Raw genomic sequence first — 14117 nt, forward strand, 5'->3', positions numbered from 1 at the left:
GCAGAATGCGCGCGGAGCAGCGCTGTGGTTGCGCGCGGATGTGTGGGCGGGCCCGCAGGAGCGCCGGCACGGAGCAGCGACTCGGGCAGGAGCGGGAGCACCGGCAGGGAGCAGCGACTCCCGCAGGAGCAGGAACGTCGGGAGGGCCGGGACGCCGACGGGCGGCGACCCCGCGAGGGAGCCGCCGCCCGTCGAGGACGTACGCGGGTCAGCGCCTGCGCGCCTTGGCCTTCTTCGGCGGCGGCAGGGCGCCCTCGGCGCGCAGCTTGGCGGCGTGCGCGGCCAGGGCGTCGACGAGCGTCGGCACCCGGGCCTCCTCGGGCTGCACGTCGACACGCAGCCCGAACTCGCGCGCGGTCTCGGCGGTGGCCGGGCCGATGCAGGCGACGATCGTGCGGGCGTGCGGCTTGCCCGCGATGCCCACCAGGTTGCGGACGGTCGACGACGAGGTGAAGCACACCGCGTCGAAGCCGCCGGTCTTGATGGCCTCGCGGATCGGCGCGGGCGGCGGGGCGGCCCGGACGGTCCGGTAGGCGGTCACGTCGTCGATCTCCCAGCCGCGGTCGCGCAGACCGGCGGCGAGGGTCTCGGTGGCGATGTCGGCCCGCGGGAGCAGCACCCGGTCGACCGGGTCGAGGATGTCGTCGTAGGGCGGGAAGATCTCCAGCAGGCCCTCGGAGGTGGACTGCTGCGCCTCGTCGATGTCCGGCACGATCTCCGGGACGATGCCGAAGGCGCGCACCTTCTCCGCCGTCGCGGCGCCGACGCAGGCGATCTTCACGCCGGAGAACGCGCGGGCGTCGAGGCCGAACTCGGCGAACTTCTCCCAGACCGCACGCACCGCGTTGGTCGAGGTGAAGACGACCCACTGGTAGCGGCCGTCGACCAGGCCCTTGACCGCGCGTTCCATCTGCGTGGGCGACCGGGGCGGCTCCACCGCGATGGTGGGCACCTCCTCCGGGATCGCGCCGTGCACGCGCAGCCGGTCGCTCATCGCGCCCGCCTGGTCCTTGGTGCGCGGGACGAGCACGCGCCAGCCGTAGAGCGCGCGCGACTCCCACCAGGACAGCTCGGCGCGCTGGGCGACGTCGCGCCCGACCGAGAGCACGAGCGGGCCCTCGAGGTCGGCGCCGTCGGCGGCCAGCCCGGCGAGGGTCGAGTCGACGGTCTTCTGCGTGTTGCGGGTGCCGCCCGCCGTGATCGCGACCGGGGTCTCGGCGGCGACGCCCTGGTCGGTCAGCGCGACGGCGACCTCGCCCAGGTGCGCGGCGGTCGCGTGCAGCACGAGGGTGCCGGGCACCGACGCGATGCGCGCCCAGTCGACGCCCGCGCGGACGTCGGCCTCGACGTGGCCCGAGCCGAGCGGTACGCCGGCGTACGCGGGGACCGCGGTGCCCGCGGGCACCCCGGGGACGACGTCGAACGGCACGCCCGCCTTGGCGACGGCCTGCGCCTCCGCGATGACGGCGTCGGTGGTCAGCGGGTCGCCGCTCACCAGGCGCGTGACCGCGCGGCCCGCGGTGGCCTCGGCGACCAGCTCGGCCGCGACGTCGGCAGGCTGCCCGACGGCGGGGCGCAGCTCGGCGCCCTCGGCCACGAGCGCGGTGATCTCCTCCGCCACGTCGGGGTCCATGACGACCAGCGGCGCCGCGGCGAGCGCGGCACGCGCGCGCACGGTGAGCAGCCCGGGGTCGCCCGGGCCACTGCCCACGAAGGCGATCCGGCCGGGCGTTGGTGTTGCCTTGTTCATTCGGAACTCCCGATCCAGCGGTTCTCCTGGCGCCCGGCCGTTCCCGGCAACGTGTCGGCGCCCATGTCGAGAAGCTCCGCGGCCAGTGCCGCGCCGAGCTTCTCGGCGTCGTCGATGTCTCCTGTGACGGAGGCGCGCAGCAGCGCTCCGTCCGCGGTGCCGACCACCGCGCGCAGCGACAGCCGGTCCACCACCCGTCCCGCGTCGTCGAGGTCGGACACGACGTCGGCGAGCGCGCCGATCGGCGCGGTGCAGCCAGCCTCCAGGGATGCGAGGACGGCGCGCTCGGCGGTGACGGCCGCGCGGGCCGCCGGATCGTCGAGCAGCGCGGTGAGCGCGAGCGCGAGCCCGTGCTCGGTGCTGCCGGGCACACCGGCCCGGCACTCCACGGCCAGCGCGCCCTGGGCGGGCGCGGGCAGCATCTGCACGGGTTCGAGCAGCTCGGTGGCCTCGCCGATGCGCCCGAGACGGCGCAGCCCGGCCGCGGCGACGATCACGCCGTCGAGCTCGCCCGAGGTGACCTTGCCGATCCGGGTGTCGACGTTGCCGCGGATGGGCACGACCTCCAGCCCCAGGCCGAGTGCCTGCAGCTGCGCGGTGCGCCGCGCCGAGCCGGTGCCGACGCGCGATCCCGCCGGCAGCTCGCCGAGGACCTTCCCGTCGCGCGCCACGAGCGCGTCGCGCGGGTCCTCCCGGCCGGGGACGGCCACGAGCGTGAGCCGGGGGTCGGGCGCGGTCGGCAGGTCCTTGTACGAGTGGATGGCGACGTCGACCTCACCGGAGGCGACGGCATCGCGTACCGCGGAGACGAAGACGCCGACGCCCAGCTCGGCGACGGGCGCGCCGGAGCGGTCGCCCACCGTCGAGACCGGGACGAGCTCGACGGTGTGGCCCGCCGCCCGCAGCCGGTCGGCGATCTGCCCGGACTGCGCCATCGCGAGCGCGCTCGGCCGGGTGCCGATGCGCAGCACGGGGGTCATGTGGCCGCCTCCCCGTCGCCCGCGTCGCGGAACTCGACGCCCAGCGCGGCGGCGACGTCGTCGCCGGGGCGGGCGGTGGTCCCGGACAGGCCGGGGGTCGCGACGGCCGCGGTGGTCTGCGGGTCGAGCTCGAAAAGCATCCGCAGCGCCTGGGCGTAGGTGTCGCCGTCGGGGCCCTCGGCGAGACGTTTGACCTGCACCGTCGGGGTGTGCAGCAGTTTGTCGACGACGCGGCGCACAGTCCGCGCGAACTCCGCGCGCACGGCGGGCTCCACGTGCGGCAGCCGCGAGTCCAGCCGCAGCAGCTCGGCGTCGACGACCTCGGACGCGCGGCGGCGCAGCGCCGTCACGGTCGGCGTGACCTCCGCGGACCGCTGCGCGGCGAGGTAGGCCTGCGCCTCGTCGGAGACGATCGAGCGGGCCGCGGCGACGGCGTCGACGCCGGTGACGTCGATCCGGTCGGTGAGCCTGCGCTGCAACGTCTCCAGATCGACGACGGCGACCCCGGGGACACCGGCGACCGCCGGGTCGACGTCGCGCGGCAGACCCAGGTCGCACACGACGAGCGGGCGGTCGGCGCCCGCCCGGGCCGCGGCGACGTCGGCCGCCCCGACGACGGTCCCGATGGAGCCGGTGCACGTGACGAGCACGTCGGCGTCGGCGAGCTCGGCACGCAGCGCCTCGAGCGCGCCGGCCCTCGCGGGGGTGCCCGCCTCCAGGGTCTTCCCGGCCAGCCGCTCGGCGCGTTCCGGCGACCGGTTGAGCACGACGATCTCGGCGGCGCCCGCGCGGCGCAGGTGGGCGGCGGCCAGCGCACCCATCGCGCCGGCACCGACGACGACCGCCTTGACCCCGAGCAGGTCGCCGGGCTCGCGGTCCAGGTCGCGGGCGGCGTCGGCCAGCGCCTCGGAGACGACGGACGCGCCGGCGTCGTCGATCCCGGTGCTCGCGTGCACCCGCTTGCCGACGCGCAGCGCCTGCTGCGAGAGCTCGTGCAGCACGCGCCCGACGGTGCCGGCCTCGTCGGCCACCGCGTAGGCGGAGCGGAGCTGGCCCAGGATCTGCGACTCGCCCACGACCATCGAGTCGAGGCCCGACGACACCGCGAACAGGTGCTGTACCGCCGACGCCGCGTAGTGGACGTAGAGATGGTCGGTCAGCTCGGCGAGCGGGAGGCCCGAGTGCCGGGCCAGCACGCCGGAGACGTCGGTCAGCCCGCCGTGGAACGCGTCGACGACCGCGTAGGCCTCGATCCGGTTGCACGTGGCGAGCAGCACGACCTCGCTGACGTGCTCGGCACGCAGCATCTCGTCGAGCAGCTTGGGTACGTCGTCGGCCCCGACCGTCGCCCGCTCGAGGAGCGCGACGGGCGCGGTCCGGTGGGACATACCCACGACCAGCACACTCACCGCTACGACACCGCCGTTCCGTTGACGGCCTCGTGACCCCCGGTGGGCCCGCTGCCGTTGGTGGGCAGGGCGGCGACGGGCGCGGCCGAGCCCTCGAGCACCCCCGCGGCCTCGGCCTCGCGGCGCCGGGCGACGTGGAAGGCCAGGACCTGCAGCTCGACGGCCAGGTCGACCTTGCGCACCTCGACCTGCGGCGGGACCTGCAGGACCACCGGGGCGAAGTTCAGGATGCACCGCACACCGGCCGCGACCAGCTGGTCGCACACCGACTGTGCGGCGGGGCCGGGCGTGGCGACCAGACCGATCGTCACCCCCCGCTCCCCGCACACCCGCGGGATGTCGCGGACGTGCTCCACCAGGATTCCGTTGATGTGGATACCCACGAGATCGGGATCGATGTCGAAGAGGGCGGTGACGGGGAACCCGCGGCCGCCGAAGCCGCCGTAGCCCGCCAGCGCGTGCCCGAGGTTGCCGATCCCGACGACCGCGACGGCCTGCTGCTCGTCGAGACCGAGGGTGCGCTCGATCTGGTGGTGCAGCGAGCGCACCTCGTAGCCGACGCCGCGGATGCCGTACGACCCGATGTAGGACAGGTCCTTGCGCAGCTTCGCGGAGTTGACCCCGCTGACGGTGGCCAGTTCCTCGCTCGAGACGGTGTCCGCGCCCTGCTCGGCGAGCTCGCCGAGCATGCGCAGGTACACCGCGAGCCGGGCGACGGTGGCTTCGGGGATCGCGCGCGTGACCGGGGCGGCAGTGCCGGTCCGACCGGCCCTGCCGTCGATGCTGCCCGTGCCGTTCGCGCCGGTCCCGGGGCGACCGGCGTGCGGCGGCAACGTCACGCTGGCGTCTCCTCGAGTTCGCCCGGCCGCATGCTTCCGCGACCGGTTCCGGCTCGCCGCACCCTGCAGGAGGACGCCCGGGGAACCGGGGCCTGCGGGCGGCGATGCCGACACGGTAGCCGCTTGTGAAGGCCCGCACAAAGTTGCGATCTTGGTCCGCGACGTGCTCCTCCACGCGCGGCGCGCCCGCGACCGGTGGGCGTGCCGAACGTGCCGCTCACCGCCGTGTGACAGCGGTGCTCCACGCCGGGCGTGACGGGCCTCGCACCCCGCTCACGCGCGACTCCCGCCGGCCGCGAGGGCGGCCGGCGGGAGCCGGAGGGCAGTGCGCGAACGTCAGCTCGCCGGCATCAGGACCTTGTCGATGACGAAGACGGTGGCGTTCTTCGTCGGGATGTTGCCGCAGAGGACGGTGGCCGTGTCGCCCTTGCCGTCGGTGATCGTCGGCGCGGTCGGCGTGCCGCCGATCTTGAGGGTGCCGCCGGCGAGCTGGGTGGTCCGGCCGGCGGCGACGAGCGACTCGGCGTCGTAGCGCGTGCCGACGACGTGGTACTGCAGCAGCGCGCCCAGCTTGTTGGGGTCGGCCAGCAGCGCGTTGAACGCGGTGTCCCCGAGCTGCTGCTGCACGGCCTGGAACGCGGGGTCGGCCGGGGCGAAGACGGTGACGCCCTGCTGGGCGTTGAGCGTGTCCGCGAGGCCCGGCACCGCGCCGATGGCCTTGGTCAGCGTGGTGAGCAGCGGGTTGCTCGACGCCGCGGTCGCGACGGGCTGCGCGCCCATGTCGCTGAGCGAGCCGGGGGCGTCGCCCTGCGGCAGCTGCGAGCAGGCCGGACCGAAGACGTCGGCCTGAGTGGTGACGCCGTCGTCCGGCGTGGTCGCCGGGGCGCTGGGCGCCGCGGGGGCCACGGCCGACGACGATGCGGCCTGGGTGGACGGGGCCTCGTTGTTGGAGCAGGCGGCGACGGCGACGGTCAGGGCTGCCATGACACCGACCGCGGCGATCCTGGAGAGCGTGCGCACGGGTTCCTCCTCGAGCGGGGCCGGGCCGTCCGGCCTCGTGTCATGGCGTTCGATTTCGCGTCAAAGGTGGTTCATTCTGGTTGGTAACGAATTGGTAACGTCGACGGGGTGCCCGGCTCACCGCACCGTGAAGATCGTCGCGGGCCAGCCCGTCGCACCGTCGGGGACCGGGTCCGCCCGCTGCTCGACCTGGGTCTGCCCCTCCCCGTCGGTGGCCCTGCACTGCACCGTGTGGCTGCCGGGGCCCAGGTCGAACGTCGTCCGCCACATCCGCCATGTCGCGCCCGAGACGTCGGCCGCGAGCGCCGCCTGCTGCCAGGGCCCGCCGTCCACGCGCACCTCGACCTTCGACACCCCGCGCGGCTGCGACCACGCGATGCCGGCGACCGTCACCTGCCCCGCGGGCACCGTCGCGAAGCCGCCGGGGAGGTCGATGCGCGCCTCCGTCTTGATCGGCGCCTCCTGGGCCCAGCCGTTGTCGACCCAGTAGCCCTGCTGCGCGGCGAACGTCGTCAGTTCCATGTCGGTGATCCACTTGGTGGCCGACACGTACCCGTAGAGACCCGGCACGACCATCCGCACCGGGAAGCCGTGCTCGGGCGGCAGCGCCTCACCGTTCATGCCGACGACGAGCATCGCGTCACGGTCGGGCTCCATCACGACGTCGGTCGGGGTGCCGCAGGTCCAGCCGTCGCTGCTGGTGCAGAAGAGCTGGTCGGCGCCGGCCTGCACGCCGAGCTCGGTCAGCAGGTCACGCAGCGGCGTCCCGACGAACGTCGCCGTCGAGATCAGCGAGCCACCGACCTCGTTGGACACGCACGTCATCGTGACGGTCTTCTCGATCATCGGCCGCGACATCAGGTCGTCGAAGCTCAGCGTGCGCTCCGTCCCGACCATGCCGTGGATCCGCAGGCTCCAGTCCGACGCCTGCAGCGCAGGCACCCGCAGCGCCGTGTCGATCCGGTAGAAGTCGCTGTTCGCCGTGACGAACGGGGTCGTGCCCAGCTCGGCCGCGAAGTCGGCGCCCGGCGGGATCGCCGGGGCGCGCCGCACGACGTCCAGCCCGGCCAGCCGGGCCGTCACGTCCGCCCTGGACTGCCCGACGCCGCGCCCGAGCGCGACGCCGCCGGCACCGGCCAGGAGCGCGCCGATCCCGACGGCCGCCGAGGTGCCCACGAGCATCCCGCGCCGGGAGACGGCCGGACCGCCGCCCTTCCCCGTGCCGGACGGCCGGGTCCCCGGCGTGCCGGTGGCCGGCGTCCCGAGGCGGCCGTCGCCGGAACTGCCCTCCGCCGCGCCGCCGTGCCGGCGGCCGTCCTCCCGGGTGCCACTCGTCTCGGCCGCCGCGGCGCCTGCCTTGTCCGTGCCGGTCGTCTCCGAGGCGGTCCGGTCCGTCGCGGCCCTGTCCGTCGCGGCCCTGCCCGTGGCAGACCTCTCGGTGGCGGCCCGCTCGGCGGCGACCTCCAGCGCCAGCCGGTGCAGCCGCCGGAACACCGGCACGCCGACGGCGATCGAGGCCGCTGGGGCGATGACGTCGAGCGGTGCGAACGTCGGCGCCACCGCGACGGCGGCCAGGCCGAGCAGCCCGAGCACGCTGATGGTCACCACACCCGGGCGCGGGACCCGCCGCGAGGCGAACCCGGCCAGCGCGGACACGACCAGCATCACGACGGCGATCCCCACGAGCAGGACCGTCTTGTCGTGCGTGCCGAACGCCGACTTGGCGAACTCGACCAGTGGCTGCGGCGAGAGCCGGATGACCTCGTCGCCGACGGCGACATAAGGGGAGGAACCCGGCGAGACGAACCCCGCCACCAGGTGACCCGCGCCGACGGCCGCCGCGACGGACAGCACGCCGATGCCGGCGGCGAGTGCGCCGGGGATCGTCGGAGGCGTCGCCGTGCTGCCGGACGGGCGTCGCGCTGCCGTGGTCGTCATGGGAGATCCTTCGGACGGGGGCCGCCCGCGGTTCGGAACGGCCCGATCCGGAGCAGGCCCGCGCGGCTCCCGGTCAGCGTGCGAGTGCCGCGCGCAGCTCCTGCTCGTCGACCTTCCACGTGCCGTGCTCGGCACCGTCGACCAGCACGACCGGGATCCGGTCGCCGTACTCCGCGCGCAGCTCCGGGTCGGAGTCGACGTCGACCGCCGACCAGCTGACACCCAGGTCGCCGCAGACCCGCGCGACCTCCGCCTCGGCCCGCTCGCACGCCGAGCAGTTGACCCGCGTCAGCACCGTCACCCGGGCGTCCGTCATCACTGCACCTCTCGTACACACGTCTCACTACGGAACGGACTCACGTCCGGCTCAGAGTGTGCGCCTGGCGACCTTGCCGGTCGGCGTCCGGGGCAGGGCGGCCACGAACTCGACGACCGCCGGCACCTTGAACCGGGCCAGTCGGGCGCGGCAGTGGTCGCGGACGGCGTCGACGGTGAGCTCCGCCCCCTCCGCCGCGACGACGACCGCCTTGACGGCCTCGCCCGTCCGGTCGTCGGGCACACCGACGACCGCGGCCTCCACGACGCCGTCGAGCTCGGCGAGCACCCGCTCGACCTCGCGCGGGTAGACGTTGAAGCCGTTGACGATCACCAGGTCCGACGACCGGTCCACCAGGTGCAGGTCGCCGTCGGCGTCGAGGTAGCCGACGTCGGCGGTGCGGAACCAGCCCTCGGCGTCGGGGCCGCCCTCGCCGTCGGGCCAGTACCCGGAGAACAGGTGCGGGCCGCGGGTCGCGACGAGGCCGGTGTCGCCGTCGTCGCTCCCGTCCTCCAGCTCCACGTCCTCGTCGGCATCGGCCGGGCGGGCGTCGACGGGGACCCCCTGCGCGTCGACCAGCCGGATCTCGACGCCGGGCAGCGGCCGCCCGACCGAGCCCGGCTTGGCCACGCCGCCGACGAGGGTGCTGGTCAGGACGGGGCCGCACTCGCTGAGCCCGTAGCCCTCGAAGAGGTCGAGGCCGGTGGCGTCCCGGAAGGCGGCGAGCCATTCACGTGGCAGCGGCGCCCCGCCCGACGTGCACAACCGCACGCCGGCGAACGCGGCGCGCAGCGTCTCGGCGGGCAGGTCGAGCAGCGCCCGGTACATCGAGGGCACCCCGGCGACGACGCTGACCCGGTGCTCCGGGATCAGCTGCGCCGACCGCTCCGGGTCGAACCGGTCGGTCAGCACGACGGTCGCGCCGGCCCAGCACACCTGCAGCAGCCCGGCCGCCAGCCCGAACACGTGGAACAGCGGCAGGGAGAGCAGCACCCGGTCGACGGCCGTGACCGGCGCCGGCCGCAGGGCCGCCTGCTGGGCCCGGTTGGCCAGCAGCGCGCGGTGCGAGAGCCGCACGCCGCGCGGCGTCCCGGTGGTCCCGGAGGTGTAGACGAGCAACGCGATCGCCTCGCCGCCGCGCGCCTCGCCGACACCCGCGCCCACGCCGTCCGCGACACGCTCAGGACCGCTGCCGCTCACCGATCGTTCGCGACCGCTGCGCGCACCTCCCGTCGACGACACGTCGGGCGGCGCGAGGAACGTCGCCACCGAGCCGCCGTTGATCGACTCGGGGATGCGGCCGTCCGGGTCGCCGACGACCACTCTGGGTGAACAGCTCGACACCACGGCGCCGAGCTCTCGCGGGACCGAACGGGGCGCGACGGGCACCGCGACCGCGTCCGCCCGCAGCGCCCCGAACAAGGCCACGCACAGGGCGGCGCCGTTGTCGAGGCCGACGATCACCCGGTCCCCGGGCGCGACGCCGGCCGCCCGCAGCCGCGCCGCCTCGTCGTCGACGGCGGCGTCGAACTCGGCCCAGGTCAGCGTGAGCGCGGCCGAGACGTCGACGATCGCAGGGGCGTCGGGTGCCCGCTGCGCCGCGCGCCGGACGAGATCGGCGAGATGGGTCGGGACGTCGGCCCCGACCGTGCCGGGCGCCTCGTCCGGTCGGCTCTGCACGGCGGTTCTCCCTCGGTCGCGCGACGGTCGGAACAAGCCCTGGCGAGTGTGGCAGAAGCCGGCGAGGAGGCTCGCCCGGAACGGCCCAACCGGCGCCACCCAGAGTGACGACGACCACTCGACGGCGCCAGAACCGTTCACCGTAAGTAGTCGTCCACTCACCGGATACCGCCGAGGACGACCGGCGGTGCGCCCTTGGGGGCCCCTCGATCGGTCGTATGCTCCGCCGCTACAAACGACCCAACGGCGGACCGGACGGTTCGACGCGAGAACTCACCCGAGGGAGTGGCATGCAGCCTGTCACCAGCGCACCGCCGGCGTCGCCGCCGTGCTCTGCCTGGGGGGCCGCCGCGGCCGGTGAGGCACGCCGCGAGCCATGACCCGCTCGATACGACCGCCGCGGCTCGTCCGCGAGGACCCCGCCCGCCGCGAGGCGGACCCGGGCCCCGTGACACCCCGGCCGCGGCCGACGGAGCCGGCTCCGGCCGGGTGCCCCGACACCCGGCCCTCCGGCGGCCCGGCCCCGATGCCGGTGCAGCGGCCCGGAGCGGGGCCCGCGCCGCAGGGGGCCGACCCGGGACGCCCCGCCGCCGGCGCCCCACCCGCATCAGCCCGGCCTCCCGTGCCGGCACCCCACCCGGCCACGCAGCGGGAGGAACCGAACGTGACGGCAGCCGCCGAGCTCCCCGTGCCGGAGCCCGAGGAGGACGGCGAGGGTTCCTGGGCACTCGTCAAGGCCGCCCAGGCGGGTGACATGGCCGCGTTCGGTCGGCTGTACCAGCGGTACCAGGACGTCGTCTTCCGATACATCGTCTATCGGATGGGCGACCGTGGCACCGCCGAGGACCTCACGCACGAGACGTTCGTCCGGGCCTTGCGCCGCATCGGCACCGTCACCTACCAGGGCCGCGACATCGGGGCCTGGTTCGTCACGATCGCCCGCAACCTGGTGCTCGACCAGGTCAAGTCGAGCCGCTACCGCCTCGAGTCGACGACGGACAACATCGTCGAGCTCGCGCCGCCGACCACGAGCGGCCCGGAGTCACAGGTCCTGGAGAGCGCGCAGCGCGATGCGCTGCTGCGATGCATCGACATGCTGAACCCGGATCAGAAGGAATGCATCACGCTGCGGTTCCTGCACTGCCTCTCGGTGGCGGAGACGGCCGAGAAGATGGACCGCAACGAGGGCGCGGTCAAGGCACTGCAGCACCGGGCCGTCAAGCGGCTCGCGCAGCTCATGCCCGACGGCTTCAAGCCGGACGGCCCCACGTGAGCCCCCGGAACGCGGGGCGGGGCCATATCGCCCCGGCGCCGCGAGTTGTTACGCGAGCGGCGAGTGACATCCCCGATGCGGTGAACGGTCTGGACGACGTAACCACCTGCCCTTTCCGTCGTTGGGCTCTACAACGTCGGGAGAGCGCAGCGATGTGCGACAGCGCAGGGATGCAGTGAGGACGGCCAACATGCCCGCCGGACAGGGCAAGGACCCCAAGCGGTACGCCGCGTGGGAGGAGCCGGGGTCACCCCTCGGCCCGCCCGCGGAGGACGAGCTCGAGCACGAGATGGCACTGGCCGCCGCGCTCGACCGCAACCTGAGCTCGCTGTCGCCCAGCGCCGACGAGTCGGCACGGATGCACGCCCGCATGGAGGCGATGCTCGCCGGCCTCGCCGTAGGGGGCCCCGCCGGCCCGCGGGCCGGTGCGTTCCCCGAGGCGCTGTTCGCGGAGACCTCCGTCCCCGGGACGGCGTTCCCGGAGCGCGACACCGAACGCACGATGCGGATCGAGCCGGTCCGCGCCGTGGCCGCGCCCACGGCGCGCGCCGCGGCCGCACAGCCGGCGGCCGGGTCGGCGGACCCCAGCGCCGACGGGCCCGCCCACACCGCCGACGTCCCCGCCCACGGGGAGCCGGCCGCTGCCGGTCCCGCCACCGGGGCCGCCGCTGCCGGGACCGCCACTGCTGGGACCGCCACTGCCGGGACCGATGGCGCCGAGACGGTCGTCGCTCGCGCCGACGCCGTCCGCTCCGGCGGAGCGGCCCACGCTCCCGGTGTCGCCCGCTCCCGCAAGGCCCGCCACGTGCTGCCCCGCGGCTACCGCGACCGTCCGGACGATGTCCCCGGGTCCCGACGTCCCGAGCGCCCGTCCGGCAGGCGCCGCATCACCGTCGTGGCCGCGGCCGCGCTGCTCGTCATGATCGCGCTCACCGGCGGCGGCATGCTCGCCAGCCGCGACGCGCTCCCCGGCGACTCGCTCTACGGCGTCAAGCGCGCCGCGGAGTCGTTCGGCTCGGTGTTCACCTTCGGGTCCGACGCCAAGGCCCGCCGTCAGCTCGAGCTGGCCTCGGCCCGGCTCAGCGAGATCGAGCAGCTCGCGGCGCGCGGCGGCGGCGACCCCGTCGTCCTCGCCTCCGCGATCGACGACTTCGACAGCGCGACCACCGAGGGCAGCAGGCTCGTCCTCGACGGGGCCGAGGGCTCCGGCGGCGCCGGGATGAGCGACCTGTCCACCTGGGCGGGCCAGGCGTCGACGCGGTGGAGCGCGCTGCGCTCGTCACTGCCCGACCCGGCCGACGCCGACAGGTCGATCACGCTGCTGCACCGCATCGCCGACCGCTCGGCCGCGCTGCAGAGCCGGATGAACTGCTCCGAGGTCTCCGACGGCTCCGACGACCTCGGGCCCATCCCGGCGACCGGCGCGTGCGCCCCGCGCAGCACCGGGCCGTCGAGCGGGCCGACCGCGGGCGACAGGGGGACGTCCCAGTCCGCAAGGGCCGGGGCGTCGACCCAGCCGGACAACGGCTCCGAGGAAGCCACCGCGAGCGCCACCCCCGAGTCCGCGACGACGACCAACGGCGGTGTCCTGCCCGGCCTCGGCACCGACGGTCTCCCGCTGCCCAACCCGGCGACGGGCACGGGCTCCGGGGCGGGCGACAGCAGCCCGCCGACGACCACGACGTCGGCGCCGTCGCAGAAGGGGCTCCTGCCGCCCATCACGCTGCCCCCGCTGCTGCCGGGCCAGTCCGGCATCACCCTGGGCGGCTGAGCCTCCACCGCACGCCGCTCCCTCGCGCCGCCGAGGCCGTCGCGTCACCGCGACGGCCTCGCGGCGTTCCCGGCAACGGCCACCCGTCGCGACCGGTCGACGACGCTACGCTGAAGCCTGCCCGTCACACGCGATCCGGAGGCGCCCGAGTGGTTGGACAGCCTGACGCCGAACCCGGCGACGGTCGTCCCGAGGTGGCCGGCATCGCCGAGTCGGACGACGTGCTCGATCGCGTCACCGCGCTCGACCCGGCCCGGCGGGCGGGCGAGGCGTCGGCAGCCGCTGCCGTCGCGGCAGGCACCGACGCCACCGCGGAGGCTCCCGCCACCGACCTCACCGCGGCGGCGTTCTTCGACGTCGACAACACGATGATGGTCGGCGCGTCGATCTTCCACTTCGCCCGCGGCCTCGCCGCCCGCAAGTTCTTCACGACGTCGGACCTGCTCGGGTTCGCCTGGCAGCAGGTGAAGTTCCGGGTCGGGGGCCGGGAGACCGACGTCAGCGGCCACCGTGACACCGCCCTGTCGTTCGTCGCCGGCCGTCCCGTGGCCGAGGTCGTCGCGCTCGGCGAGGAGATCTACGACGAGCTCATGGCCGACCGCATCTGGGCGGGCACGCGTGCGCTCGCCCAGATGCACCTCGACGCCGGCCAGCGCGTCTGGCTCGTCACGGCGACGCCCGTCGAGCTGGCGCTGATCATCGCCCGCAGGCTGGGCCTCACCGGTGCGCTCGGCACCGTCGCGGAGAGCGTCGACGGCCACTACACGGGTCGCCTCGTCGGCGAGATCCTGCACGGCACGGCCAAGGCGCACGCGATCCGCGCGCTCGCCGTCGCCGAGGGGTTGGACCTGCGCCGATGCAGCGCGTACAGCGACTCGGTCAACGACGTACCGATGCTGTCCGCCGTGGGCACCGCGGTCGCCGTCAACCCCGACTCCGAGCTGCGCGACACCGCCAAGGAACGCGGCTGGCAGATCCGCGACTTCCGGACCGGACGCAAGGCGGCGAAGATCGGCGTGCCGTCGGTGCTGGGCGCGGGTGTCGTCGCGGGCGCGATCGCGGCGGGCGTGGCGCACCGCCGACGCTGAGCGTCCCCGCGGGACGTCGACCGCTCCGGCCGCGGCGGGGTCGGCGTGGCCGC

The 14117-nt window shown here is 75.2% G+C and carries 11 protein-coding genes; 3 read left to right on the forward strand and 8 right to left on the reverse strand.

The features are described from left to right. Positions 1-208: 208 nt before the first annotated feature. The 8 genes from PSED_RS28230 to PSED_RS28265 all read right to left on the reverse strand — a co-directional run bounded on the left by PSED_RS28230 (position 209) and on the right by PSED_RS28265 (position 9932). The gene (locus PSED_RS28230; protein WP_013677645.1) at positions 209-1750 is read right to left on the reverse strand and encodes a bifunctional uroporphyrinogen-III C-methyltransferase/uroporphyrinogen-III synthase; all 1542 of its coding nucleotides are present in this window, start codon (positions 1748-1750) and stop codon (positions 209-211) included. Next, positions 1747-2730, reverse strand: a complete 984-nt coding sequence (gene hemC / locus PSED_RS28235; protein WP_013677646.1) for a hydroxymethylbilane synthase — start codon at positions 2728-2730, stop codon at positions 1747-1749. Before hemC ends, PSED_RS28230 begins: the two co-directional genes overlap by 4 nt. Beyond that, positions 2727-4139, reverse strand: coding sequence for a glutamyl-tRNA reductase (locus tag PSED_RS28240; protein WP_013677647.1), 1413 nt, complete (start codon positions 4137-4139; stop codon positions 2727-2729). The genes hemC and PSED_RS28240 overlap by 4 nt, the downstream gene beginning before the upstream one ends. Before the next feature lie 2 nt (positions 4140-4141). Next, positions 4142-4978, reverse strand: coding sequence for a redox-sensing transcriptional repressor Rex (locus PSED_RS28245; RefSeq protein WP_013677648.1), 837 nt, complete (start codon positions 4976-4978; stop codon positions 4142-4144). A gap of 336 nt (positions 4979-5314) precedes the next feature. Continuing rightward, on the reverse strand, positions 5315-5998 hold the full coding sequence (locus PSED_RS28250) for a fasciclin domain-containing protein (protein WP_013677649.1): 684 nt from the start codon (positions 5996-5998) through the stop codon (positions 5315-5317). A 117-nt stretch (positions 5999-6115) separates the two neighbouring features. Further along, positions 6116-7936: a molybdopterin-dependent oxidoreductase gene (locus PSED_RS28255; RefSeq protein ID WP_013677650.1), complete on the reverse strand. Its 1821-nt coding sequence runs from the start codon at positions 7934-7936 to the stop codon at positions 6116-6118. Positions 7937-8009: 73 nt separating this feature from the next. Then, positions 8010-8252 carry a glutaredoxin family protein gene (locus tag PSED_RS28260; RefSeq protein WP_013677651.1) on the reverse strand — a complete coding sequence of 81 codons (243 nt, stop codon included), beginning with the start codon at positions 8250-8252 and terminating at the stop codon, positions 8010-8012. A 51-nt stretch (positions 8253-8303) separates the two neighbouring features. Further along, complete coding sequence (locus PSED_RS28265; protein ID WP_013677652.1) at positions 8304-9932, reverse strand: class I adenylate-forming enzyme family protein; 1629 nt, start codon at positions 9930-9932, stop codon at positions 8304-8306. A 664-nt stretch (positions 9933-10596) separates the two neighbouring features. Between PSED_RS28265 and PSED_RS28270 the strand changes: the two genes are divergently transcribed. From PSED_RS28270 to PSED_RS28280, 3 genes are all read left to right on the forward strand, one after another. Then, entirely contained in the window at positions 10597-11205 is a 609-nt protein-coding gene (locus PSED_RS28270) for a sigma-70 family RNA polymerase sigma factor (protein WP_013677653.1), read from the forward strand. 190 nt (positions 11206-11395) lie between these two features. Next, positions 11396-12976, forward strand: a complete 1581-nt coding sequence (locus tag PSED_RS28275) for a DUF5667 domain-containing protein (protein ID WP_013677654.1) — start codon at positions 11396-11398, stop codon at positions 12974-12976. A 194-nt stretch (positions 12977-13170) separates the two neighbouring features. After that, the gene (locus PSED_RS28280) at positions 13171-14064 is read left to right on the forward strand and encodes an HAD family hydrolase (protein WP_041760079.1); all 894 of its coding nucleotides are present in this window, start codon (positions 13171-13173) and stop codon (positions 14062-14064) included. The last annotated feature ends 53 nt before the right edge of the window (positions 14065-14117 follow it).

Origin of the sequence: Pseudonocardia benzenivorans CB1190, from assembly GCF_000196675.2 — a bacterium.
GTDB classification, from domain to species: Bacteria; Actinomycetota; Actinomycetes; order Mycobacteriales; family Pseudonocardiaceae; genus Pseudonocardia; species Pseudonocardia benzenivorans.

Bases quoted from the DNA above. Each gene is read 5' to 3' on its own strand.
- hemC (WP_013677646.1), bottom strand. From the start codon at position 2,730: ATGACCCCCGTGCTGCGCATCGGCACCCGGCCGAGCGCGCTCGCGATG.
- PSED_RS28255 (WP_013677650.1), bottom strand. From the start codon at position 7,936: ATGACGACCACGGCAGCGCGACGCCCGTCCGGCAGCACGGCGACGCCT.
- PSED_RS28260 (WP_013677651.1), bottom strand. From the start codon at position 8,252: ATGACGGACGCCCGGGTGACGGTGCTGACGCGGGTCAACTGCTCGGCG.
- PSED_RS28275 (WP_013677654.1), top strand. From the start codon at position 11,396: ATGCCCGCCGGACAGGGCAAGGACCCCAAGCGGTACGCCGCGTGGGAG.
- PSED_RS28230 (WP_013677645.1), bottom strand. From the start codon at position 1,750: ATGAACAAGGCAACACCAACGCCCGGCCGGATCGCCTTCGTGGGCAGT.